Origin of the sequence: Seonamhaeicola sp. MEBiC01930, from assembly GCF_045277075.1 — a bacterium.
In the GTDB taxonomy this organism is placed as follows: Bacteria; Bacteroidota; Bacteroidia; order Flavobacteriales; family Flavobacteriaceae; genus Seonamhaeicola.
This window is the reverse complement of sequence record NZ_CP104270.1, coordinates 2,076,190-2,101,793: the sequence shown is the minus strand read 5'-3', so window position 1 is coordinate 2,101,793 and position 25,604 is coordinate 2,076,190. Positions and strand designations below refer to the sequence as shown.

The 25,604-nt window shown below is 33.8% G+C and carries 18 protein-coding genes; all 18 read right to left on the bottom strand.

All coding sequences use genetic code 11. The features are described from left to right. Positions 1-479: 479 nt before the first annotated feature. On the bottom strand, positions 480-1,184 hold the full coding sequence (locus N1F78_RS09160) for a FadR/GntR family transcriptional regulator (RefSeq protein ID WP_406682861.1): 705 nt from the start codon (positions 1,182-1,184) through the stop codon (positions 480-482). Positions 1,185-1,685: 501 nt separating this feature from the next. Further along, positions 1,686-2,456 carry an SDR family NAD(P)-dependent oxidoreductase gene (locus N1F78_RS09155; RefSeq protein ID WP_406682860.1) on the bottom strand — a complete coding sequence of 257 codons (771 nt, stop codon included), beginning with the start codon at positions 2,454-2,456 and terminating at the stop codon, positions 1,686-1,688. A gap of 162 nt (positions 2,457-2,618) precedes the next feature. Next, positions 2,619-3,335, bottom strand: a complete 717-nt coding sequence (locus N1F78_RS09150) for a FadR/GntR family transcriptional regulator (protein WP_406682859.1) — start codon at positions 3,333-3,335, stop codon at positions 2,619-2,621. A 157-nt stretch (positions 3,336-3,492) separates the two neighbouring features. Further along, the gene (locus tag N1F78_RS09145; protein ID WP_406682858.1) at positions 3,493-4,767 is read right to left on the bottom strand and encodes an Nramp family divalent metal transporter; all 1,275 of its coding nucleotides are present in this window, start codon (positions 4,765-4,767) and stop codon (positions 3,493-3,495) included. Between the two features lie 43 nt (positions 4,768-4,810). Beyond that, on the bottom strand, positions 4,811-6,700 hold the full coding sequence (gndA, locus tag N1F78_RS09140; protein WP_406682857.1) for an NADP-dependent phosphogluconate dehydrogenase: 1,890 nt from the start codon (positions 6,698-6,700) through the stop codon (positions 4,811-4,813). A 69-nt stretch (positions 6,701-6,769) separates the two neighbouring features. Next, the gene (gene ilvD / locus N1F78_RS09135) at positions 6,770-8,485 is read right to left on the bottom strand and encodes a dihydroxy-acid dehydratase (RefSeq protein WP_406682856.1); all 1,716 of its coding nucleotides are present in this window, start codon (positions 8,483-8,485) and stop codon (positions 6,770-6,772) included. Positions 8,486-8,616: 131 nt separating this feature from the next. Continuing rightward, positions 8,617-9,681 (bottom strand): polysaccharide lyase family 7 protein, encoded by a 1,065-nt coding sequence (locus N1F78_RS09130; RefSeq protein ID WP_406682855.1) that lies wholly within the window; start codon positions 9,679-9,681, stop codon positions 8,617-8,619. 207 nt (positions 9,682-9,888) lie between these two features. Continuing rightward, positions 9,889-11,892: an SGNH/GDSL hydrolase family protein gene (locus tag N1F78_RS09125; protein ID WP_406682854.1), complete on the bottom strand. Its 2,004-nt coding sequence runs from the start codon at positions 11,890-11,892 to the stop codon at positions 9,889-9,891. A 29-nt stretch (positions 11,893-11,921) separates the two neighbouring features. Next, on the bottom strand, positions 11,922-12,026 hold the full coding sequence (locus tag N1F78_RS09120; RefSeq protein ID WP_406685682.1) for a T9SS type A sorting domain-containing protein: 105 nt from the start codon (positions 12,024-12,026) through the stop codon (positions 11,922-11,924). Between the two features lie 31 nt (positions 12,027-12,057). Continuing rightward, positions 12,058-13,440 carry an FAD-dependent oxidoreductase gene (locus N1F78_RS09115; protein WP_406682853.1) on the bottom strand — a complete coding sequence of 461 codons (1,383 nt, stop codon included), beginning with the start codon at positions 13,438-13,440 and terminating at the stop codon, positions 12,058-12,060. 14 nt (positions 13,441-13,454) lie between these two features. Then, on the bottom strand, positions 13,455-15,005 hold the full coding sequence (locus N1F78_RS09110; RefSeq protein ID WP_406682852.1) for a sodium:solute symporter family transporter: 1,551 nt from the start codon (positions 15,003-15,005) through the stop codon (positions 13,455-13,457). Between the two features lie 19 nt (positions 15,006-15,024). Then, on the bottom strand, positions 15,025-16,221 hold the full coding sequence (locus N1F78_RS09105; protein WP_406682851.1) for a glycoside hydrolase family 88 protein: 1,197 nt from the start codon (positions 16,219-16,221) through the stop codon (positions 15,025-15,027). Positions 16,222-16,860: 639 nt separating this feature from the next. Further along, positions 16,861-17,931: a glycoside hydrolase family 16 protein gene (locus tag N1F78_RS09100; RefSeq protein WP_406682850.1), complete on the bottom strand. Its 1,071-nt coding sequence runs from the start codon at positions 17,929-17,931 to the stop codon at positions 16,861-16,863. Between the two features lie 41 nt (positions 17,932-17,972). Beyond that, positions 17,973-20,267: a beta-glucosidase BglX gene (gene bglX / locus N1F78_RS09095; protein ID WP_406682849.1), complete on the bottom strand. Its 2,295-nt coding sequence runs from the start codon at positions 20,265-20,267 to the stop codon at positions 17,973-17,975. 244 nt (positions 20,268-20,511) lie between these two features. After that, the gene (locus N1F78_RS09090) at positions 20,512-21,498 is read right to left on the bottom strand and encodes a T9SS type A sorting domain-containing protein (RefSeq protein ID WP_406682848.1); all 987 of its coding nucleotides are present in this window, start codon (positions 21,496-21,498) and stop codon (positions 20,512-20,514) included. 120 nt (positions 21,499-21,618) lie between these two features. Continuing rightward, entirely contained in the window at positions 21,619-23,073 is a 1,455-nt protein-coding gene (locus tag N1F78_RS09085) for a glycoside hydrolase family 30 protein (RefSeq protein WP_406682847.1), read from the bottom strand. Positions 23,074-23,120: 47 nt separating this feature from the next. Beyond that, positions 23,121-24,548 carry a glycoside hydrolase family 30 protein gene (locus N1F78_RS09080; protein WP_406682846.1) on the bottom strand — a complete coding sequence of 476 codons (1,428 nt, stop codon included), beginning with the start codon at positions 24,546-24,548 and terminating at the stop codon, positions 23,121-23,123. A 178-nt stretch (positions 24,549-24,726) separates the two neighbouring features. Further along, positions 24,727-25,599, bottom strand: coding sequence for a PKD domain-containing protein (locus N1F78_RS09075; protein WP_406682845.1), 873 nt, complete (start codon positions 25,597-25,599; stop codon positions 24,727-24,729). Positions 25,600-25,604 lie beyond the last annotated feature (5 nt).

Below are 25,604 nucleotides of genomic sequence, written 5' to 3'. Positions count from 1 at the left end.
TAATTTAAGTGTATAATAATTATAACACCTTGAAAGCATACAAGAAAACAGATTCCCTTTTGGGTAGTTTAGAAATTATTTATAGAGGATATTTTTCATAACGCTCCTAGCATAAATTTGACTCAGTATCATAATATAAAAAGTAATACCCAATAAATTACTTGAAGTTTAATAAAATAATGATTAAATATAATCTTGGATTTACCTCCCTATTCCATTTCCCTTTTTGTTCTAACTCTGACCTTGAGTTGACCGAAGGTTGTTATATATAAACGATGCAAAGCATATTTAAAAATCTTTCCCTAACTAGGTACTTTATAGAAGTTTATTTTAATGTATAAAAAGATGCCTTAGAATTTTTCAATAAAAACCATGTAAAATTGACTACCGTAACCATAAAATTGGTCTAAATTAACTAAGTTATGGTTAAATACATATTAAAATATTGAGAAGAAAAATTAATCATAAATGTTTAGGGTTTACTTATAGTCATGACAAAACTTAATTAACAAATCAAAGTGAATTTCCATTCTTCTAACGGCCTCCTTAGGGTTTTTATCACGTATAGCATCTAATATAGCTTGATGTCTTTCGACTTCAAAAATGAATCCTTCTTCATCAGCAACTCTGGTCTTACCAAAAAATGAAAGGATTTTTGGAGCAATCTGTAACATTAGAGCATTTATAGTAGGATTTTTGCTCGCTTTGAAAATAGCTAAATGAAATAATATATCCTCTTGCAAAGCATCTTCCCCTCCTAAAATTTTCTTTTTATAAATATTGAAAGCCGTTTCAATATTCTCTAAATCTTCTTCCGTTCTCCTTTTAGCTGCCAAATAAACGGCCTTTTCCTCCAACATTAGCCTAGTTTCAACCAGTGAAACAAAATCTTGTTCGTCCAAACCTACAATTTCATCAATAATACCCACCATAGCAATATGACCAATATCTGAAATAAATGTACCTGTTTGAGCAACGGATTTTACCAATCCGTAAAACTCTAATTTCTCAATAGCCTCTCTAACATTTCGTCTACTCACTTTAAATTGTTCTGACAAAACACGCTCTGAAGGCAACTTGTCACCAGACCTAAGGTTTCTCAAATTTATATAATTCTTAATTTGAGAAATCAACATATTATGAACCTCTATATTATCCTTAATTCTAACTGGTTTTGACTTCATTTGATAAGAATAAACTTTTAGTTTTACTAATTATTTTATAAATGTACAAAATTGAGAATTATTGAAATAATAGTTAATTCTTGAATTAAAATAATTTAACAGAAAAAGTTCTTACCTCCAATAGAAAACCGAAAGCAAAAAGATAAGATTACTCCTATTGTAAAAGCAGTATTATTTCAATTTGTTTTATAAAACAAAGTTGAATACTCATAAAAATTGGAGAAAGAGTCAATATGAACGAACTTTATTAATCGTTGTTATCTCTTAATTAGATTTAAACGATTAAGTCTACAGAGAAGTACTTCCTGTACTAAGAGTTCTACTTAATAAAACCTACTTCAAATTATACAATTGGCTTAATTAGTGTTTTTCCCATATTTCTAATCGGCTAAAAATTCATATAACCCAAATATCTATAAATAGATCCTTTAAAAACCTGTAATTTATAATTATAGTCCCGTCATAACATCAATCTCTCAAATTGTGCTTTTGCACCATCAATTACATATTATAAACTCCTCCATTAATATCAAGTGTAGCACCAGTAATGAAACCATCGTATTCAGACGCTAAAAATAATACAGCACGAGCTACATCAGATGCATTTCCAGCTCGTTGAATTGGAATTTCTGCAGTTGTTGCATCAGCTGATTCTTTTGTAGTATGTGTATTATGAAATGATGTTCCAAGAATAAGACCTGGAGCAACGGCATTAACCCTTATACCCTGAGTTCCTAGTTCTGCAGAGAGTGCTCTAGTAAATGTCAAGATAGCCCCTTTACTTGTAGAATAAGCCAGTGACCCTGGATGCCCGCCTTTACGTCCTGCAAGTGACGCTAAATTAACAATACTGCTATTTTCATTTTTTGCTAGATAAGGTGCTACAGCTCTTGTTACAAACATCATTGAAGTAAGATTTATATCCATAACCTTGTGCCAAAATTCTGCCTCCATTCCATTTAACATTTGACGAGCAACAAGAGATCCTGCGTTGTTAATCAATATATCTAAACTACCAAATACCTCTACAGCTTTCTCAACCATGGCATTCACATCTGATTCTTTCGTCAAGTCTCCTTTTATTGCAACTGCTTTTTGCCCTTTGCTAATCCCGTATTCTACCAATTCATTTGCAGTATCTGCACTTGAAAAATAATGAATCGCTACATTAGCTCCGTTCTCAATAAAGTGTCTGGTGATTGACTCGCCAATACCTTGAGCACCTGCAGTGATAATAACATTTTTTCCTGTTATTTTATTTAAATTTTTCATATTCTAATTCGTTACTAAAAAAATGTTAATCTTAAAATTTAAGATAATTCAATTCGTCTATTTTGATTTTAATTCTTTAATATCAATCCTGCATTAACGCAAAAAACATCGATATAACTTTACATTAAATTACTACTAATCAATAATTTGGCTTTACTTTATTTAGTCCTTATTTAAATCGCAATACTCGTACAACAATTTAAAATGCTTTTTCATCTTCTTTTTGGCCAACTTGGGGTCCTGATTTTCAATAGCCATATAAATCTCACGATGCTCTTCTATTCTTAATTCATCTAAATGATTATAATCTTTATGATACTTTCTAAAATCAACAATTATTTGAGGTGTAATAGCAATCATAATTTGATTCATTGTGACATTTCCACTGGCCTTTGCTATTGCTAAATGGAATAACAAATCTTCTTGAACCGCATCTTCACCACTTAATAATTTAACTTCATGAGCCTCTAAGGCATTCTTAATATTTTTTAAATCATTCTCCGATCTTTTCTTGGCTGCTGATTTAACGGCTTTTAATTCTAACAATATTCTGGTCTCAACTAATGATCTAAAATTAGGCAGACCAAGATTTAATATATCATTAATCATCCCATTCATAGCAATATTCCCAATATTTGCTATAAATGTTCCACTTTGTGGTATTGACTTTAAAATGCCATATGATTCTAATTTAAGAATGGCGGCTCTAACACTTCTTCTACTTACCACAAACTTTTCAGCTAAAATTCTTTCAGCTGGTAATTTATCACCAGGTTGTAAATGTTTACTGCTAATTAATTCACTTATCTGAGCAATTAACTTATTTACTCTTGCAGTAATTTCCTGATTTTCATTTTTAGAAATAACATCTAAATTCATATAAACAAACAAGTTAAAATTGGTACACCAGATTGGTGCGCTAATTTAATTAAATTTATTTCTTCAACAAAAGTAGGCTCCATTTAATTACTTATTCCTGTCAATTTTATTAATAATATTAAACAACGACTTTTTAAAACACCATGATAATATACTTTTAAAAGTATTCGAACAAAGCCAACACACCATTGTAAGAAATAATACAAGCAAATAGTAATGAAGCAAACAAACCAATATTTACAAAAACACTTGTTTTATACCCTTTCATTACTTTTTTGTTGTTTACCATTAGTATAATCCCAAGAATTACTAACGGTAAAACAAAAACATTAAATACTTGTGATAATATTTGCATTTCAATAGGATTAGCACCAAAAACAGGTACAATTAAAGCCACTAAACAAGCAATAAAAGTTATTACCTTGAACTGTTTAGAAGTGGTATCTAACTCCCCTGATTGATAGTCAGCTATCAATAAAGGCGCTATTAATAAACAAGGAAAAATAGATGATAAGCCTGCACTTAATGTTCCAAAAAAGAAAATACTTACTGCCAGATTACCAGCAACAGGTTCAAGAGTATTTGCCATATCAAGCACCTTCGTTACCGGGTTGCCTTGATGAAACAAAGCTCCGCAGGCCACTGCCATTACAACTCCACTTATAACAAATACTAAAATTGCAGCTGTTATAGCATCATTTTTTTGTCTTTTCAAATCTTTGATTGTCCACCCCTTACCTTTAACAAAAAGTGGTCTTGACAAAAACGTTGCTGCCGCCATAGTGGTTCCTACAAAGGCAGCCACCATCATTTTACCTCCGGGTACATCTGGAATTGATGGTATTAACCCCATTACAACATCAGCTGGTAAAGGACTTACAAAAAATAAGGATATAATAAATGAAAACGCCATAAATGTTACAAAAATGACCAGTATTTTTTCAAAAAATGTATATTTCCCAACTAGTAACAGACCATAAAAAACCACTATAATTACTATTGCTATTATAAGAACTGTTTGGTATTTATAATCTACCAGACCTTCAAAATTCATCGCAAAAATTTCATAGAGCATATTTGCAGATATCCCCAAAATACCCATTAAAGAATTCCACTGTCCAAAGGAAATCCCAATGATAATTAATATAGCTATTAACTTGCCTCCTTTTAAGTGTTTCTTAAAACCATAAAGAGCTGTTTCTCCCGTTATTAGCCCATAATTTCCGTAGGCAAACATGAGAACTCCAGAAAACAAACAACTTAATAAAAGCACCCATAACAATTGCATACCATAGGTACTCCCTGCCACAATCATAGAGGTAACACTCCCTGTTCCTATTGTATAACCTATGGCGAATATTCCAGGGCCAAAACCTAAAACTAAGGCTATAATTTTTTTTAAAAATGATTTCTTATTTTTTGATTCTGACATAATTTTGGTGTTTAGTTAGTTAGTTTGTTTTATTAGATTTCTATTACCAATCGGTATGATGAAATTTTCCTGAAGGATCATCGGTTCTTTGATAAGTATGTGCCCCAAAATAATCACGCTGTGCTTGTATTATGTTTGCAGATGAAATACCTGTGGTATAAGCATTTAAAAAGTTAACGGACTCGCTTAAACTAGAAATTGGCAATTCTTTTAAAACGCACTCTGCCACTACTCTATTTATTGACGGTTTTAATTCTTTTAACTTGCTAATAATTGAATGATTATTTAAAATATTATCATCTTCCCTTAGGATAGGAATCAGCGCTTCAGCAAAATCAGATTTTATAATACATCCGTTAGTCCAAATTCTTGCTATTTCACTTAAATTTAAGGTCCATTTATAAGCCTTTCCAGCTTCCGAAATTAATTTAAGCCCTTGATAATGATTAATAATTCTTGCAAATTGATAAGCATTTAAAATGTCCTCTGCTTTTAAATTTAGTTTTAATGGCATTATACCGAAATTCTCACCTGCATTAAGCCGTTCTTCTTTATAAAATGATGTATAACGAGCAAATAAGGCTGAGGCTATCATGGTACTAGGGGCTCCTAGTTGCGCGGTGGCAATAGTAGTCCAATTTCCAGTACCTTTATTACCTGCCTTATCTACTATTTTATTAACCAGCCAATCATCTCCGTCTTTCTTTCTAAGAATATCAACAGTAATTCCTAACAAATAACTATTAGCTGTTTTCTTCCAAGATTCCAATATTTTGGCAATTTCATCAGGATTCTTGTCCATATTCCTTAAAATGGTATAGACCTCTGCTAGCAACTGCATTTCCACATACTCAATACCATTATGAACCATTTTTACAAAATGACCACTACCCTCTTCACCTATATAGGTACAACAAGGTAATCCATTAGAGTCCTTAGCTGAAATACTTTCTAAATAAGGTTTTACCAAGTTATAAGTGTCTTTATTTCCACCTGGCATAATCGAAGGACCTTTTAATGCTCCTTCTTCACCTCCAGAAACCCCAACTCCTATAAAATGGATGTTTTTAGATTTAAGATAATCGTACCGCTCTTTAGTTTTTAAATAATTAGAATTTCCGCCATCAATTAAAACATCGCCATCAGATAAAAAAGGAATTAAATCTTCTATTACCATATCAGTTATCTTCCCCGCATTTACCATTAACATAATTCTCCTAGGAGTTTGTAATGATTCAACAAACGATCTAATATTTGAAAACGCTTGCGCCGTTTCAAGTTCTTTATGCGCATTCTTAAAATCAATTGCAACTCCTTCTTCAGAACCTTTTACCTCCCTATTGAAAACAGATATTTTAAAGCCTTTTTGAGCTAAGTTTCTACTTAAACTCTTGCCCATAACCCCTAAACCAAATAAACCAAATTCTGATTTATTATTATTTTCATTTAAAATACTATCAACTATATCCTTTGGACTTAAAGAAACATTTATTTCTAATGCATTTTTTGGCTGTTCTAAAGTATCAAATTGTGATTTCAATAAACTTGGCGGCATAAAATGATTTTCTCTTTTATTCAATCGCTCTAAAATCTGCTCAAAACTACCAATTAAATGAATCCATTTAACTTGGCCTTGAATACCTTCTTCTAAAATGTCTCTATATGATTTTTTTAAGGCAGAACAAACAATTACACAGCTGTTTTTTTGTAATTGTTCTTTAGCAAGTTCATTAATAGTATGCAACCAGCCATACCTATCTTCATCAGTTAATGGTATACCATTGCTCAGTTTTCTTATGTTTTTTTTTGGATGATAATCGTCACCATCAAAAAAAGGGATTTTTAAAGTTTCAGATAGTATATGTCCAATAGTGCTCTTTCCACATCCTGAAACTCCCATTAAAAAAATCACACTTGTTTTATTACCTTCCATTTTTGAATTTAAAATTTGAACGGGTTTTAAATAACTATCTATACATTACCAATACCCAAATATCTGTTATTATTGAATTGCTCCTTCCATTGCAGATGACACTGATCGTGTGAATCTAGCAAGTAGACCTCTCTTAAATTTATTTTCTGGTGCTGACCAATTCAACTTTCGCTCTGCAATTATAGCATTTATTTCACTTACTTTTTTTGCCTCACCTTTTACTCCAACTAAATCAAGTCTTCGTTCAGGAATATCTATTCTTATCAAATCATCTTCTTCAATGAAAGCAATTGGACCGCCTTCTACCGCCTCGGGAGAAACATGACCAATTGCCGGTCCTCTGGTGGCTCCAGAAAAACGTCCATCTGTAATCAATGCCGTTGATGAGATTAATTCGCTATCGCTGGCAATTGCCTCTGTAGTATAAAACATTTCAGGCATGCCACTTCCCTTTGGTCCTTCACAACGTATAATTACCGCATCACCAGGTTTTATTTTTTTGCTTAAAACCGCTTTCAAAGCATCTTCTTCACACTCAAAAACTCTAGCTCTTAAGGTAACTTGTTGCATCTCCTTTGCAATAGCAGAGTGCTTTGTAACGGAGCCTAAAGGTGCCAAATTTCCCTTTAAAATTGCAATAGCTCCTTCTTCATTTAATGGATTCTTAGCTGGACGAATAACATCTTCTGCTTTTACTCCATATGCTTCTAATCCTTTATTACATTCCGAGAAAAAGCCATTGTTTTCTAAATCATCTAGATTTTCACCTAATGTTTTTCCAGTTACAGTCATGACATCAAGATGAAGGTGTTCTTTAATTTCTTTCATTATTCCAGGAACGCCACCGGCATAGACAAATAATTCTGCAGGGTATTTTCCTGATGGTCTACAATTTAACAACCAAGGAATTTTTCTGTGAATTTGATCAAACAAATCAGCATTTAACTCAAAACCTAATTCGTGAGCAATTGCCGGCATATGTATAAGAGTATTAGATGATCCAGCAATAGCAGCATGTACCATAATGGCATTTTCAAAAGATTTTTGCGTAACTATTTTTGAAGGAACCAGATCTTTTTCAATCAGCGATATCAACTTTACAGCTGAATCTTTAGTAACCTGTTCTAATTCATCTGATACCGCAATGCGTATTGAAGCTCCTGGTAATGTTAACCCAAGTGCTTCTGCCATGACCTGCATTGTTGCTGCTGTTCCTATAAACGAGCATGACCCACAAGTAGGACATGCACTTTCCCTGAAAGAGTCAAATTCCTCCTTAGTTATTTTACCTTGTTCATAGTGGGCGCTATACATTCCAATTTGTTCCAAGGTCAACATTCCTGGTCCTGATTTCATAACTCCTCCTGGTAATATAATTGAAGGAATATTCAATCTGCAAGCTGCCATAAGGCGAGCTGGCATTGATTTATCACATGAAGTAATAAACATAGCGCCATCAAAAGGTGTAGCTGACAGTTGTGTTTCTATCATATCACACATAACGTTTCTTGAAGCAAGTGAGTAATTCATGCCATCATGCCCCTGTGCTTGACCATCACACATATCTGTACAATAATATCGAGAACCCTTTACCTTATTTTCATTAAACGTTTCTCGAGCAATTTCCACAAATTTATTTAGGTGAACACTTCCTGGATGACTATCTCCAAATGAACTTTCAATAGCAACTTGAGGTTGTGATAATTGCAATTTAGTCCAACCCGCACCCATACGCAAAGAATCCATCTCTGGAGCGCGCTCTCTTATTTCTTGACTTTTCAGCATGTAATTATTAGCTTTTAATTTTCAATATCCTCAATTAAAGAATGGCATTCAAGCTCCAAGGGAGCTTTTAATAAACCATCTCAACATCTAGAAACATTATTTATTTTTTCAGGATATCCCCCAAAATGAAATTACTCAATATTTGGCTCTGTGCCAGGACCTACGGTTCCGCTTTTAAACCACACTTCAGCATAACAGCCATTTTCATACTGCTTTGTAATGTCTCCTCCATAAGTTTCAGAACCTGTACTCCAAACAATATTATCCTCGGGAGATTTTCCATTTGTTTGGTTGTAAGCTCCTTGTTTAAAATATTGTATTTCACCTGCATATGCAGTATCGCGTTCAATACCATCACGCCCAATTGCGGCATATAATTTCAAAATTTGTTCTGGAATATCTGACTTTGTTGAAAAATCCGACTTCAATAAATTCTTTGTGAATTTAATAGTTTCATGACCTTCACTAGTAAAAGTTAAATACATGATTCCTTTATAAACATTTATTTCATAACTGAATTCTTCACCCAATTTAATACCATCTTGGGGTTCCTCAGGGTACGATGTAGAACTGGATCCAACCACTGACATGTCATCACCCCAAATAGCAGTAGAATAATCCCATCGACCAGAATTATCATCTCCAGCCGTATTTATTTCATAGTTCCAAAAAACAGATCCTTTAGTATGCCCTGGGAATTTCTTATAAAAGATTTTTATAGGTTCATTTTCATGCCCCTCATCACTGTGAATTTGACCGACTACTACGGAATAAGAAGCCGCAACACGAGCGTCGCCAGAAGTTGATACATGCATTACCTTTAAAGTACCAGTAAGCTTTCCACCCGTTTCAGGTATCCAATGTTTTTTCTGCCCAAGTTCAGTTCTTGTATTACTCGATGTTCGTGATGTAATACCGGAATTTGGCGTTTTATACACTACCCAATTAGTTTCCCCATCGTTTTCAACATAAAAAAACCCTTCCTTAGAAAAGTTAACCAAAGAATCGCTTCTTGTACCATCTCCTAAAAGAATTTTCCATTCATCCATAAAAGGTATAACGTCACTTGGATAAACAGAATCTTTAATTTTTGTTTCTGTTGTTTTCTTTACCGTTTGATTACAACCGAATATCACCAAAACAAAAGCCACACCTAATATGGTTTGCATTAGTATTTTTACATTATTAATTTTCATTTAGTTAGTTTTTATTTAGTAATTAAACAACCAATTTCAAAATTGGTACACCAGATTGGTGCACCAAATATAAGTATAAAAAACTGTTATTAAAAAAAAATTATGGTATAATTAAATAAACATGTAAGCTACCCAGTCTATAAATCTAATTTACATCCCTATATATCAATCACTTAACACTGGACTATATTCAGCAAGCTTATAACATTAATCTAAAAACTCATTTAAATAACTTGGATAGTTTTCACTTTTATCTCCACCTCTTGTAATGGAATCCCCAAAACAAATTATTTTTGATTTGGAATTCAATAAGTTGTTTTTCTTTAAAAAGCCATGTGTTTTTTCAGCAATAAAACGGTACCCTAAAGCTGTTGGATGCACGCCATCTTTTCTTCCACTATTTACTTCGTTTTTAATAAATATATCCTTATTGTGTTTTGGTAGGTTTAACCCTTTAAATTCTTGGTTTAAGTCGAAAAAAAACACGCCACATTCTTTTGCCAACTTTTCCATAATATTACCAGCCTTATCTATTTTTGTATTGGGAGTTTCATTAAACAGTGATTTTTGATGTCTTGTAAAAAGGTAAGCACTATCTACAGGAATAGGATTCAATAGCACTAAATTATTTGTTTTAGATTTAATCTTATCTATAATTGTTCTTAAGTTTGATGTGTAGGTTTTATAATCTATCATTTTTTTGGAATTCAACATATCATTGGTTCCAACCATCAAAATCACCAAATCTGGATTTTTAGCCAAAACATCTTTGTCTATTCGTTTTAACAAATCATTGGTATTATTACCTCCAACACCCGCATTGATAACTGTTTTATGTTCTTCTTTATTTGTCACCTTACAATTTATTGACAAATCATTTAACATAACAGGCATTCCAGTATAGTTGAACAACTGAATATTTTTAGCACCTGCAAATGAACCACGTGGGGCTTGGGGTTTTCTCCAACTATGAACGTCATTCCAAAAAGATTCTCCAAATACAATTGGAGACGCTATACTTCTTTGTTTTTCCTGGTAATTACGGATGGTAATATGATGACCTGAACCATTAATTTCTGCCAATCTAGGAACTTTATATTCACTTATAGTATCAACCAGTTTTAAATCAACCACACAGTTTTTTATGTTGTTTCCAACAAATGTAATTAGTGGACCATACAAAGCATCTCCTTTGCTGTTTTTTATCACCCCATCTGTACCAATTGAATATCCTTTTTCCTGACACCCAATTGCAGTTGAGCCTATTATTTTGGTTGGTGGTAAGTTGGCACTTAAATCAAAGCCCGAGCGCATATTTTTAACTGTACAATTAATTACTGTAACGCCTTGAGTTCGTCTTCTATTAAGACCTCCAAAAGGATAGGTTCTAATTCCATCTTCTGAAAGCGCTTTAATTTCATTGGGTAAAATTTTACCAGGAGGATAATCACTCTTAAAGCCAACAATAAAAGCAGGTCCTGAAGTTTCCGCTAGCATTTCATTGGTAGTTCTCATTTTTCCTTCCACATAACAATCTTTCACCAAAGTATTAACAGCACCTTGCATAACAATTCCGTGCCCAAATGCATGAGATACCACTTTACAGTAAATTAATTTGGTATTAATTCCTTCCACCAACAATACCGAATGCTTATGGTTAGCCACCAAAGCTTTTCCCCCTTTACCTAATAAATGACCATAACCATAAGGGTAAGAACCATGCACATATAAATCTGCCTTTTTAATAGTATTATCATCTCCCATAACACGTAGCATTTGTACACGATTACCTGGAACATGTTCTCCTACGTCCTTCCCTTTTAGCCCTTCTATATAATTATTATTCCCACTTACCAAAAACTCGCTAAACTCACTTTTAGGATAATTTTCATGTAGCTTTCCATCTATGCTAATGGTAACTCCTTTTAAAAAATATTGACTATTATCACCAGAAAAATGAATAAGTGACCCTATCCTAAAATCACCTTTTTTCTTACTATTCTTACCATATTCAAAAACATTTAACCTTCCAATTTTTATTGAATTGATAGAATAATCTCCCGGTTTCATTTTAACCAAAACATTACTCTTTTCAGCGTATTTAGCTAGCTCACTTATAGATTTTATAAAAATGGTATCTCTTGCTTGATTATGTGCTTGAACCAACAAGCAAACGTTTGAAAACAAAAATAAAAGAAAGGTCTTTCTCATTTATACATCTATTTTTAAACCCACTAATATTAAATTATTTTTTTAGTGGTAAGTTGTCTGTTATTCTTTATTTGAATAAAGTAAATTCCTTTAACCAAGTTGCCTGCATCTATTTCCTGTTTGTTGCTTTCAATTTTATTTAATGTCTTACTTAATTAATATTAATTAACCTAAATAAGCTCCATTATTTAAAAGCTCTTGTTTTATTTTATCATATCCCAAATTGTTAGGAGTTGTCTGATTCACAGCTGACAAACCAGCGATAGTTCCAGCTCCTTGACCAATAGCCATGGCTATGGGCGTAACGCGTAACCCCGCACTTGCAAAATGGTCTGCCCCAATAGCCCGACCTGAAAGAACAAGATTATTTACTTCATTTACCAACAATGAATCTTTAGGAATGCAATATGCACCTTCATCTCTTAAATGTGTAGTATCTGTTGTTCCTCCATCTGGTGAATGAATATCTAAGGGATAACCCCCAACAGCAATAGTTTCTTCAAACTTTACCTCATTTACCAAATCCTCTGCCGACAATACATATTTTGCATGTGGATGACGAGATTCTCTAATTCCAATGTGTGGTGCAGTACTAACAAAAGTGGCATTTTCAAATCCTGGAGCATATTTTCTTAAGAAATTATAAATCTCAACACATTGCCTTCTCCCCATAGTTTCAGCCTTACTAATATCAAAAGGGTTTAAAGGGTCGAAACCTAAAACCCGAGAGGTATTAAAAATAAATTCACCTTTTGTATTGGTTTCAAAAAACAGTACGTTATCCCTTGGCACAGTAACCTCTCCTTTTGCTTTGGCTTCATTCCATAAATCATAGAATCCCCAAGTAGAAATACGCTCGGTACGTTTTAGAACTTCAGCTTTATCATCAGAACGTTCTTCGGCATCAAACTGATCCCAATTATTAATCATATACTCACGAAGCTTTTCCCTATCTACATTGCCCACTTTTATATTTGTGGTCATTGGCTGTGATTTATTATCGGTTTTCCTACCTTCTGTAAAGGGTACTCCCGATAGTTTTACAATTTCACTATCCCCACTAGCATCAATGAAAACCTTAGCCGGAATTTCTTGAATACCTCCACGGTTATGAATGAAAACAGATGTAATTTTATCTGTTTCTTTTGAAATATCTATTAATCTGGTGTGATACAAAATTTCAGCTCCTGCTTCTAAAACCATGTCTTCTAAAGTCACCTTTAGCATTTCAGCATCAAAAGGTGTTACCGTAGAACAATAACCCGTACCGTCTAAAATATGCCCTGGGCTAGCACCCTTGGCAACTAACCTACTTACCATTTCATTTGGAGACCCAAACACTAATTGTCTTCCAGCACGGTTATGAAATGTCATCATAGGACCAACTCCCATTGCGGTTAAAGAACCGCCTAAAAAGCCAAACTGTTCGATGAGTAATGTTTTTGCTCCGGTTTTGGCTGCGGCTATAGCTGCGTGACTTCCAGACACACCACCTCCAACTACTATCACATCAAAACCTTCTATTAAAGTTGTTTTAAACTCTTGCACTTTTTATCTTTTTTTTATTGTTCTAATTCTTTTTTGTTTGTTAAACTCCAATGTAACAAAGCTGTAATCATAACTACTAGCGCACCAACTGGAAACCACCAAAAGAAACTAATTCCTTCTCTATGCATTAAAGCAATAACTATTATTGTTATCATAGCGCCTATTAAAACACCAACAAATTTTCCTTTTCTAATTAATGCTAAAAATGCTATACCAATTAAGGTTCCGTAGGCGTATCCAGGAACCTTAAAACCTAGCGCCAATAGACCTCCATCTTGAAAGAAACTAAAGGTAAAAGCGAGTAATGCTAAAATAAACCCCCATACAATGATGGCTCTTTTTGATATTTTCACAATCTTATTTTCTTCCATAGTCTTTAGTTTTGGAAAAACCAAAGTTCCTATCCCCATAACACTGGTTTGAGATAATGCGGTTAATGCCGAGTCTAAAGTTGAAATTCCAGCGGCAAACATAGCAGCTATTATAAGACCCGAAATACCATTTGGCAATTCGTTAACCACATAATAAGGAAAAATTCTATCGGGCTCTGAACTAATAGATTCACTAACTAAATCGGATAACGGGTTGATATCATAATAAGCCACCAAACCGATGCCTACAATTGCCATTAACCAGGTTGTAACAACTCCTATTACCGAAAAGGCAACGGCTTTTCTAGCCTCCTTTAGATTTTTACAACATAAGGCCCTTTGGGTTACAACTTGATCTACAGCATTAGAACCAAATTCAAAAAAGGTACACCCCAAAATACCAACCCATAGGGTATAAGTCTTATGAGGGTCTAGGGATAAATCCCAAAGCACTAACTTCGCTTTTTTATCTGCTATAGCCATCATTTCCCCAAATCCTCCCGGAATATCCCCTACAGCATAAAAGACTGCAAAGAGCGCCCCGAAAATAAAAATCACAAATTGAATGGCATCCGTCCACACAACGGTAGTAATACCACCAATGTATGACCAAATAACAGCAAACAATGCTATAATTACAATACAAACAACCGTACTTTGACCAGTTATTACACTAAGCACTAAAGCGGTCCCTAACAACCGTACCCCCTGACTCATAGTGGCACCAATCATAAAAAAAGTACGCGCTAACTGACTGATTTTTACCCCTAAACGATTTTGAATAAACTCATAAGGGCTAAAAATACCTTCCTCATAATATTCCTTCAATAACACAAAAACAAATAGAATGTTACCCAATGCAAACCCAATAGTCATTTGTACATAGGTTAAATTTCCGTTCATGGAAAAAATAAAAGCAGGTACAGCAATAAAAGTAGCTACACTGGTCTTTGTAGCAATCAGAGATAAAGAAACCGCCCACCACGGTAATTTATTTCCACCTTTAAAAAAGGCATCTAAACCCTTATCTTTATTTTTAACTAACTCTCCTATAAGCGTAGTGCCAAGTAAAAACACAATTAAAACACTCCAATTTAAAATGGAGAAACCGCTAGATGCTATTTCGGTTTCATTTTGTGCATAAAGTGCGAAACTGAAAAACAGAGCGATTAAGACAGTGAACCAATTTTTCATTAGGGTTTTGTTTCTAGATTTAAGATTTCCACTTTTTCAACCTTAATAAGGCCTCCATGAAATAATAATCAGCATAAATTATTGGCATATCAATTTCAGAATTTTTTGGATGATGGCCTGTTGAGTGCATAAGTAATGCTTGATTTTTATCATTGCTTAAATAAGCATTGGTAGATAAAATATCAATAAACCTTTTAGCGGCATTATAATATTTAATCTTCAAATCATCCTCTTTAACCAAACCTGCCAGCTCTAGCATCCCACAAGCAGCAATGGCGGCCGCAGATGCATCTTTTGGCGCATTTGGTATTTTGGGATCATCAAAATCCCAAAATGGAATACCATCTTCTGGCAACCGTTCTAAAAATTTATCTGCAAGCTTTATAGAAGTATTTAAAAAATCTTCTATTCCAGTTTCTCTGTATGAAAAAGCAAATCCATAAATACCCCAGGTTTGTCCACGCGCCCACATAGAATCATCAGCATAACCTTGATGAGCTACTCCTTTTATAAAATCTCCAGTTTTGTTATCAAATGAGCCTAAGTGATAAGTAGAATAATCGGGTCGCACCAAATTTTTCATAGTAACTTCCGCATGACTTACTGCAATATTATAAAGCTCTTTTGACCCTCCATTTTTTGATGCCCAAAATAGAAGTTCTAAATTCATCATATTATCAATTATCGTATTATGCGGATACTGTGGTTTTATTGGCCATGAATGAATTGAACCCACAACAGGATTATACAATGTTGCCAAAGTATCTGCTGCTGCTAACATAATTTCTTTATAAGCTTCATTATCAGTAAGTCTATAACCATTACCGAAACTGCAATATATTTGAAAACCAATATCGTGATCAGAAGCAGGTGAATATGCGATTGCTTTTAAAGGGGCCGTAAAATTCTCAGCGGCTTGTTTAAGTTCTTTATCTCCAGAGAATTCAAAGGCATACCATAACACCCCTGGCCAAAACCCACTACACCAATCTCTTACACCAACTAACTCCCATTTTCCTTCTTCATTTTCAATATTTCTGGGAAGACTATCATAAACCTTTAAAGGCTTTAAAGCCTCTTTAATTTTACCTGAACTAGATTTTAAAACTTCATCAACAGTTATTTCTTTTTTTGATGTGGATTCTTTTGATGAGTTTTTACAGTTTAAAAAAATGCTTGAAACAGCAATTAAAAAAATTAACTTTAAGTTATTCATAACTGACAATAATTTAGTTCTTCTATAATCCAACTTAACAATTTTACAAAAACTAAAATTTGGATAGTATAACCTATAGAGCTATGTATAGTAATTTATGACCAAACAACAAAGATTATCAACCTTTAAAACTTGAATAAACTAAAATTCTCAAATAAAAAAATGATGAAATGAGTATTTAAAAAATTAGACAGAATTGAGAATAATGCGTGTTTTTGAGATAGATATAAAGTAATTGTAAAAAGAAAACGGTTTAGGAAAACCTAAACCGTTTTTTAAAACTTAGTAGCGGGAACTGGACTCGAACCAGTGACCTTCGGGTTATGAGTTCAAGAAACCACCCGAATTTGACGCTTATATGCCTTATTTTAATAAAATCGTGTACGCAATCGTGTACCCTGATTTATAATTATTCTATATTTAAATTTATTCAAAAAAACTAAATCACTTTTAAATATTTATTTAATTAAACAGAACAATTCAAACTATATAGTTGGTACCATCGTAAATAATAAGTCCTTTATTTTTACAATTGAATAAATTACAGATAATACGAATAACCAAAATAAAATTTTATCAAAAATTGATAAAAGTTTATATCTAGCGGGGTGTAAATTTGTTGACCAGATATTTGAATTATTATTGATATACTCTTACATAATCAATTTCCATGGTAGATGTATCAAAATTAGGATCAATTGCACCTCCTAAATTACCTCCCATAGCAATATTCAGTATTATAAATTGATTGTTGTAAAATGGCCATGTAGCATCGTTTTTAGTTGATGGATTGTAAGTGAAATATTCAACGTCATCTAACAAAAAGCTAATACTATTTTCTGTCCAAATAGCCGAGTATAAATGAAACTCTGTAGTTTCATTAGTAATAGATGTAACTTTGTGATTAACTGTTGCGCCTGAGCTAGATGTTGTATGCAAAGCACTTGAAATTTGCCCAGGATTATTGCCAACATACTCCATAATATCAATTTCACCACATGCAGGCCAACCAACTGAACCAAAATTAGCTCCAAGCATCCAAATAGCAGGCCATACACCACCACCTGCTGGTAGTTTAGCACGAACATCAACTCTTCCATAGGTAAACTCGAATTTACCTGCAGTAAGAAGTCTTGCCGAAGTATACGCTGACCCCTGATAATCTTCCTTTTTAGCAGTAATTTTTAAGACTCCCCCTTCGACTTTTGCATTATCTAATCTATCTGTATAATATTGAGACTCATTATTTCCCCAACCATTATCACCAGTTCCTGTATTGTAACCCCAGTTAGAAGCATCAGGTGCACCATTGGTATCAAACTCATCTTGCCAAATTAAATTGAGTTCTGTTTCTACATAAACAGTTACTGAATAAGTAATACTAGTATTTCCCGCTGAATTATAGGCTGCTACTAAAATGTCATAGTCATTAGTACCACCTTGTGTAAAGGTATAACTAAATGTGTTTTGGGTAAGTTCTAAAGTCTCATTATTAATTAAAATCCTATAGGAAGTGGCATTTGTAGCTGTAATCGTGAAGTTAACAACGCCACTACCATCTCCATTAGGATTGCCACCATCTGCACCTAGTTTAACACTGGATATTGATAAGTTCGTTGGAATAATGGGCTCATTAACTTTACTGTCACTACTACACGCTTGAAACGATAATAAAATCACCGAAAGCGCTAAAAAGATTCTGTTTTTCATTTTTTTCAATTTATTTATAACTTATTTTTTTAAAAAGGGCATTATTCTAGGATGAATTCACCTGATAGTGTTGTGTTTGAACTCCCTCCTACGAACACATTAAATTCACCAGGCTCTATAACAAACTCCCCTTTATTTGTATAGAATCCCAACTCTTTTTCAGTGAGCGTAAACTCTATTGTTTTAGTTTCTTTGGACTCTAATTCCACCATTTCAAAACCTTTTAGTTCTCTTACTGGTCTTGCTAACGAAGCAACTTTATCTTGGATATAAAGTTGTGAAACTTCCTTGCCTTTTACTGTTCCTGTGTTAGTAACATCAAGAGAAACTATAATTTTTCTTTCTGCCAATGTGTTTATTTTTAAATTTTTATAGGAAAATGTGGTATAACTTAAGCCATGTCCAAATGGATATAATGGTCTGTTACTTTCATCGCTATAATGCGACCAGAACACAACATCACTATTTTCTCCATATGGTCGCCCCGTATTTTTATAATTATAGTAAATGGGGATTTGCCCAACACTTCTAGGAAATGTCATTGGAAGCTTACCACTTGGGTTATAGTCACCGTACAGAACTTGTGCAATTGCATTTCCGTTTTGCACACCTAATTGCCACACTTCTACTATAGCAGGAATATGTTTGTCTGCCCACGTAATTGCTAATGGTCTGCCATTGGTTAATACCAGAACAATGTTTTTATTTACTTTATAAATGGCTTCCAAAAGGTCTTGTTGCACCCCTGGAAGGTCTATATTGATTCTACTTCTAGCTTCACCACTTTGATAGCCATGTTCACCCAACACCATAATAACAACATCGGATGCTTTTGCGACTTTTACCGCTTCTGAAAACCCTGAAGTATCCCTTTCGTTTAATTTAAGTTCAAACACAAAATCTACCTTGGAGTCTTGAGTAACCACATCGGCCCCTTTTGCATATGTTAAGGTGTTTTCTTTATATTGCTGTAGTCCTTCTAAAACAGAAACAGCAGTGCCATCATCCCCTGCCAATCTCCAACTACCAAGTGGACTGGTTTTATCATTTGCCAATGCCCCTATCACTGCTATTTTTTGCTTTTCCTTTTGTAAAGGCAACAGATTATTTTCATTTTTAAGAAGAACAATTGATTTTTTAGCGATATCTAAAGCATCCTCATGAAATTCTTTTTTTCCTACAATGTTTTTTTCATTTTCTTCGTTACAATATCTATAGGGGTCGTCAAATAAACCTAACTCAAATTTCACTCCTAAAATTCGTTTCGCTGCATCATCAATTAGTTTCTCATCAACTTTTCCTTCCTTCACTAGATTTGCTAATTCTGCCACATAGGCACTGGATTCCATATCCATATCAGAACCTGCATTAGCAGCTAACTCCGCAGCATGCTTAATATCTTTCGCATAACCATGTGGAATCATTTCCGCAATAGACCCCCAATCTGAAACGATAAACCCATTAAAATTCCACTCTTTTTTCAATACGCCACGCTGTAAAAATTCATTGCCCGTGGCGGGAATATCATTTAGTAAATTAAAAGAATTCATAAAGGTTCGTACACCTGCTTCCGTAACAGCTTTAAACGGAGGAAACACAACATTATAGAGTGTTGAAGTACCTATATCTGCGGTGTTATAATCGCGTCCTGCTTCAGCAAACCCATAGGCTGCAAAATGTTTTGCACAAGCGGCTATGGTTTTTGGAGAAGCTAAATCATCCCCTTGAAACCCTTTTACTCTAGCAACACCAATTTTAGACCCTAAATACGGATCTTCTCCAGCGCCTTCCATAACTCGTCCCCAACGTGCATCTCGAGAAATATCAACCATAGGAGCAAATGTCCAGTTGATTCCAGAAGCGGCTGTTTCTTCGGCTGCATTCTGAGCTGCCTTTTTTATGACCTCTAAATCCCAACTTGCAGCCTCTGCCAATGGAATGGGACCTATGGTTTTATAGCCATGAATCACGTCAAAACCAAAAATTAATGGAATGCCCAACCTGGTTTCTTCTACAGCTATTTTTTGAAGTGCTTTAACTTGTTTAACACCTTTTATATTAAGCATGGAACCTACAAGGCCTTTTTTTAAATGCTCATATTTTAATGCGGCTAGTTCATCGGACTTTGGTACAGGTCCGGTTGCATCCCAAAACCCGTTGTATTGATTCATTTGACCAATTTTCTCCTCTAAGGTCATTAAATCAATTAAAGAATCTATTTCTGCTTCAAAAGTGTATTCAATTGTTGTTTTATTCGTTTCTTTTTTAGTTTCTGCATGACAACCGACTAAAATTATTATTAACAAATAAACATAACATTTTAATATTTTTTTCATAATCTAAAAACTGAAATTAATTGATGTTTAAAACAATTTGTTGAAATACTCTTAAATAATCCATCTCCAATAGGTTTGCCTGCAATGGCTCCTACAATTGAAGCTTCAAATTGTAAATTTACAGGTGCAGAATTGTTTGTCCATTTACATTTCCATCCCTATCACGACTAAATAAGAAAAACGTTATCAACATTAATACAAGTGCTAATAGATTCAATTTTTTACAGTTTAAATTTTTATTTTTTTAATAAATAAGTACCTTTTTGACACTATGTAAATTATTGTTCTCAATTTTAACAAAATATAATCCACTTAATCCATTTACATCTATCAGAGTTGAAGAACCGTCACCGATTGCACTCTTGCTTTTAATTAATTTACCAGAAATATCAAATATTTTAACTTTTGCATTCGGCATACCGTTATTTTGTGAAATAATTAATTGGGCTAATGGCTTATTGTAGATTACACTTGTTTCGTTAAAAACCTCATCTTTTATATTTAGGGTATAATTACAACCATTAAACACATCCAATAATTGTTCTCCAGAAGTTGAAACGGTAAGTATTCTATCTGTACCCGTTACTGTAGCACACGTTGCTTCTGGACCAGGTGTTTCATCAGTCCCCCAAGCGTCGCCATTAAGGTATTTATAGTGAAGACTTATGGCATAATCAGATGGTGTAGGTAATCTTAATGTTCTGCTATAAATATTACCTGAAACATCAGTTAATTGAAATTTATTTGGTTGCCAACCGGTTATGGAACCTGCTAAATGAACTCCATTTGCACTCACTGTTTCTGATGACATATCAACATTATATGTTAAGGTAAATCCTGTTCCATCTGCATTACAACCGTTAAAAGGAACTAACTCTAGGTCAACATCAACTCCAGAGTCATTTATATACAACAGCCTATTGTTATCCCAAAGTGCGCAAGCACCACTAGGAGCTTCTTCTGTACCCCAAGCATTTCCATTTAAAAATTTGTATTCATACCATCCTGGATTTAAAGCTAATACTACTGAATAAATACCTGACGAACCTTCTTGTGTTAGCAGAGTATCACTTGGAGACCAACCATTTAATGACCCAGCAACATGAACTCCATCAGCACTTACTGTTTCTGATGACATATCTACTTGAATTTTAACATTAACTTGCGAAAATACCTGAAAAGAGACAAGCATTATAAAAGTGATTACGATAAAGAATAGTTTTGTTTTCATGATTAAATTGTTTTAGATTAATAAATTTTTTAATGAATTATTTTAGTTAGGTTTTATCTTATTTCAAATAATAAAATCTTATCAGACGGTTAATATCATTATTTGCCCTACAAACTGTTGCTAGTAAACTAAAGTTTGAATTGAATGCGGTAAAATTTCTAAAGAAACCTTACTTTCATTTACCAATAAATTATACCATATTTTATCTTCCGTTTTATTCATAACTACTGTTACTATTGAACCATCTATATTTTTAAAAGATGTGCTTTCTAGTGTACTTCGGCTTGTAGTTGTACTTATTCTTACAGCTTTTGGGTTGATAAATTTTGAAAAATGACCTATATAGTAATAAGATGGCGTATATATCAGTTTATTGGTTTTTGTATCGGCATGAATAGGTGCAAAACAAAAATTCTGCACATGATTTGGACCGCCATTTTCGTTCAATAAAATATTCCAGTCTGTCCAACCTACAGTACCACTATTAAAATCGTTAATCATAGAGTTACCATAACGTTCTGCGTTAGACCAACGCTGGTATTGTGTTGGGTCGAACTTTTCTTGACAACCTTCGGTAAACAACAAGTTTTTCGTTGGAAAGGATTCTTTAATATTCTTTAGGTTGTCGTATTTGGGTTCACCACCTGTCCATGTTTCATACCAATGAAACCCAATTCCCCAGGCATATTTCATAGCTTCTGGGTCTTCAAAAATAGTATTTGCTCTGTGTGATATTAAATCTCTATTGTGATCCCAAACGACGATGTTCTTATCTCCCAACCCACTTTTTTCGAATGTTGGGCCCAAATAATTTTTTAAAAAATCACGTTCTTCTTCCGCCGTATAAATACAAGATTCCCAACGTTGAACCGCCATAGGTTCGTTTTGAATGGTTACGCCCCAAACCGGTATATTTTCGGCTTCATAGGCTTCAATAAATTTTACATAGTAGTTTGCCCATGCTTGATTAAATTCCGGCAACAACTTACCGCCTTGAAGCATATGGTTGTTGGTTTTCATAAATGCAGGCGGACTCCAAGGAGTTGCGTAAAACACCAAATCGTCTTTAATAAGTGCTTGTGCACGTTTAATCATAGGTATACGCTTTACCTTGTCTTTTTCTATGGAAAATGTTTTAAGTTCCTTATCGCCTTCTTCTATGTATGTATGGCTTCCTAATCCAAAATCGCTACTATGAATGCTCGTTCTTATGATATTGTAGTTTATGCCTTCATCAGAATAATAGGCTTTTAACAACTCTTCTTGTTTGTCTTGGCTTAAAGTTGAAAACACTTCGGCAGCAGCATCTGTAATCGCACCTCCTATTCCTAAAAACTCTTGGAATTGCTTTTCAGGATTAACAAAAACAGCTACTTCGGTTTCTAATTGTTGTTCTGCCTTTTTAAAAGTTGTTTTTAAGTCTAAAGTCAGTCTCTTATCGGTATCTTGTGCTGTTGTGTATACCATTACTTCTTTTTCTAGTAACGAAACTTGAATTTCAGATTTTTGGGTGTCTAAAACTGCTAAATCGTTACTTTCTTTCTTATTATTACAAGAAAATATTAGAAGTGTCATTGTAACTGTGTAAATTATTTTTTTTATCACCTTTAATTATTTTTTAGTTACCATACATAAGTACCAACAGCTCCTCCTTTCAAGGAAGTTGAAATAGATTCCCCAGGCGTTTTTATGTTAAATGATTTATCGATTTCGGTATTGTTAACAACAATTACTACTATTTTTCCAGTAGGTGTTTTAAATACTACATTTGGCAATTCATCTGAATAATTCGAAGAAATTCTTCGAGACCCTGGTCTCACAAATTTTGAAGCGTGAGCAATGATATAGTAACCTACATTTCTTTGTACATTATCCCCATCTATAGTTATCCCACCTAAACATTCTGTACAGCCACCTGGTGTATGTGGTTCTAATTTGGAATTTGAAACTAAATTCCACTCTAATACAGTTTTACACCAATTTCGAGTAGCTCCTACTATTAATTCTCGTGTATGCCATAGTAAATTATCTTCAAATTCACTATTTACACCTACCCATTGCTCTGTGAAATACAGGTTTTTATTTGGAAAGGTATTATGTACTATACTTAGGTTATTGATAGATCCGTTATATAAATGAAATGCAGAACCATCTATATATTTATTGGCATCAACATCATCTAAAATACTCGTTGCATACCAAGTATTATCAGCGTTGTGATCCCATATCACAATTTTTGTTTGAATGTTTTCCGCTTCAAAAGCGGGTCCTAAATGAGCTTTAACAAATAAAGCTTGGTCTATAGGTTCCATATACATACTAGGGTTATTCCCATCATGATATGGCTCATTTTGTACAGTAATAGCATCTATTGTAATACCCTCTGCCTTATATGCTTGAATATACTTTACAAAGTAATTAGCATATGTAGAAAAATATTCTGGTTTAAGACTTCCTCCTATAGAATTGTTATTGATTTTCATCCAAGTTGGTGCAGACCATGGAGACCCCATAATTTTAATATCTGGGTTAATTGCTATAATTTCCTTTAAAACAGGAATAAGATTTTCTTGGTCTTTTTCAATTGTAAATTGTGTTAAGTACTCATCGGTTTCACCATTTGGTAAATCGTTATATGAAAATACTTCTGCATCCAAATCAGATGAACCAATACTAACTCTTAAATAGCTAACACCTACATTATCCTTGTTGAAAAGTTCATTTAAAATATTAGCACGAGCTGAGGCAGACATGTTATTTAGATGCATTGCACTACCACCAGTTAAAGAAAACCCAAAACCATCCATTTCTTGATAGGTGATTTCTGGATTTACCGTGATTGAAAAATTAATATTCTCTTTAAATTGAGGCACTTTAGTTGGTTGTAATTTGAACAACTCTGATTCATCAGGGTTTGTAACATATAGGTCTACTTCACTATAAGATAAATTTTGATTAGGGCGCGTTTCATTAGTCCCGTTAGAAACAGAATCAGATGAAGAGCATTTTAGAAATAATAAACTCAGTAGTAAAATTTTAATATAATTCATTGAAAATATCTAATTGACTGTTAACTGATTAAGACTAAAAAGTTTACATAGTTCTTAAATCAAGATATTCTGATTTGCAAAGTCTTATTTTGTTGTAAAAAGGCCCATATCCATTCTGATACAGATATGGACCTAAACAACTAAACTAACTAAGTCGAGACTATGACTCAGTTCTAAATTATATCGTTCCTCTCATTTCTACATTTGAAATAGTAATTCCAGGAGTAGTATTTCCTCCACATTTAATTACCAAATAGATAGTTCCTGAAGTATCAAATGTTACGGTATTGCTTCTTGAACTTGAGTACGAATTATCAACGCATCCTACTGAAGAAAGTAAACCACTAAATGTTCCTGTACCACATCCTGCCCATGTATTAAGTCCCATTACAACGTTATTTCCATAGTCATTCCACTGTACAGGCTCTACTGTGCTAGCAAATACTTCAAACCAAGTTTCGTTGTTTCCATCTCCAGAAACAATCATATCAATTTTATATTCTTTTCCAGCAACCACTTCAATAGCTTGGTAAATGCCTTGTTGATTCCAACCACCAGCTACAATAGTTGCACTACCCGCATTAAAAGTCCAGCTGGCACCTCCACCACTAATGTTTAATACAGTCCATTCTGAATGATCACCTGCATCTTGAAATTTCCCACCTCTTACTAAGTTACCTGCTACTGGGTCTGAGGTTTCTACCTCAATAGTTTGGGTAAAAGTTTCAGAAGCTCCACCTATCCCCGTAACTTTATGCTGAACACTGTATGTTCCAGCATCTGGATAAAAAACCTCTTGACTTGTTCCGCCTGAAACAAAACCTGCACCATTATCGAGATCCCAACTTGAAGTGATGTAACTGTTATTGGCTGTTAGTAAATAAGTATTATTTGCTTCAGCAACATCGGTTACTGTGAATCCGGCATCCAAATCTGTTGCAGTAAGTCCATTACCACTACCAAGTTCATTCGGTTGACATGCTACTATAAGGACTGCTAAAGCAATAGTTATATACCTAAAACCTCTATTTAATTTTATATTTAGTTTCATTATAG

Coding starts and splice junctions, on each gene's coding strand:
- N1F78_RS09110 (WP_406682852.1), bottom strand. CDS start 15,005: ATGAAAAATTGGTTCACTGTCTTAATCGCTCTGTTTTTCAGTTTCGCA.
- N1F78_RS09125 (WP_406682854.1), bottom strand. CDS start 11,892: ATGAGAAAGACCTTTCTTTTATTTTTGTTTTCAAACGTTTGCTTGTTG.
- N1F78_RS09100 (WP_406682850.1), bottom strand. CDS start 17,931: ATGAAAAACAGAATCTTTTTAGCGCTTTCGGTGATTTTATTATCGTTT.
- N1F78_RS09105 (WP_406682851.1), bottom strand. CDS start 16,221: ATGAATAACTTAAAGTTAATTTTTTTAATTGCTGTTTCAAGCATTTTT.
- N1F78_RS09160 (WP_406682861.1), bottom strand. CDS start 1,184: ATGAAGTCAAAACCAGTTAGAATTAAGGATAATATAGAGGTTCATAAT.
- bglX (WP_406682849.1), bottom strand. CDS start 20,267: ATGAAAAAAATATTAAAATGTTATGTTTATTTGTTAATAATAATTTTA.
- N1F78_RS09090 (WP_406682848.1), bottom strand. CDS start 21,498: ATGAAAACAAAACTATTCTTTATCGTAATCACTTTTATAATGCTTGTC.
- N1F78_RS09075 (WP_406682845.1), bottom strand. CDS start 25,599: ATGAAACTAAATATAAAATTAAATAGAGGTTTTAGGTATATAACTATT.
- gndA (WP_406682857.1), bottom strand. CDS start 6,700: ATGGAAGGTAATAAAACAAGTGTGATTTTTTTAATGGGAGTTTCAGGA.
- N1F78_RS09155 (WP_406682860.1), bottom strand. CDS start 2,456: ATGAAAAATTTAAATAAAATAACAGGAAAAAATGTTATTATCACTGCA.
- N1F78_RS09150 (WP_406682859.1), bottom strand. CDS start 3,335: ATGAATTTAGATGTTATTTCTAAAAATGAAAATCAGGAAATTACTGCA.
- N1F78_RS09085 (WP_406682847.1), bottom strand. CDS start 23,073: ATGACACTTCTAATATTTTCTTGTAATAATAAGAAAGAAAGTAACGAT.
- N1F78_RS09145 (WP_406682858.1), bottom strand. CDS start 4,767: ATGTCAGAATCAAAAAATAAGAAATCATTTTTAAAAAAAATTATAGCC.
- N1F78_RS09080 (WP_406682846.1), bottom strand. CDS start 24,548: ATGAATTATATTAAAATTTTACTACTGAGTTTATTATTTCTAAAATGC.
- ilvD (WP_406682856.1), bottom strand. CDS start 8,485: ATGCTGAAAAGTCAAGAAATAAGAGAGCGCGCTCCAGAGATGGATTCT.
- N1F78_RS09130 (WP_406682855.1), bottom strand. CDS start 9,681: ATGAAAATTAATAATGTAAAAATACTAATGCAAACCATATTAGGTGTG.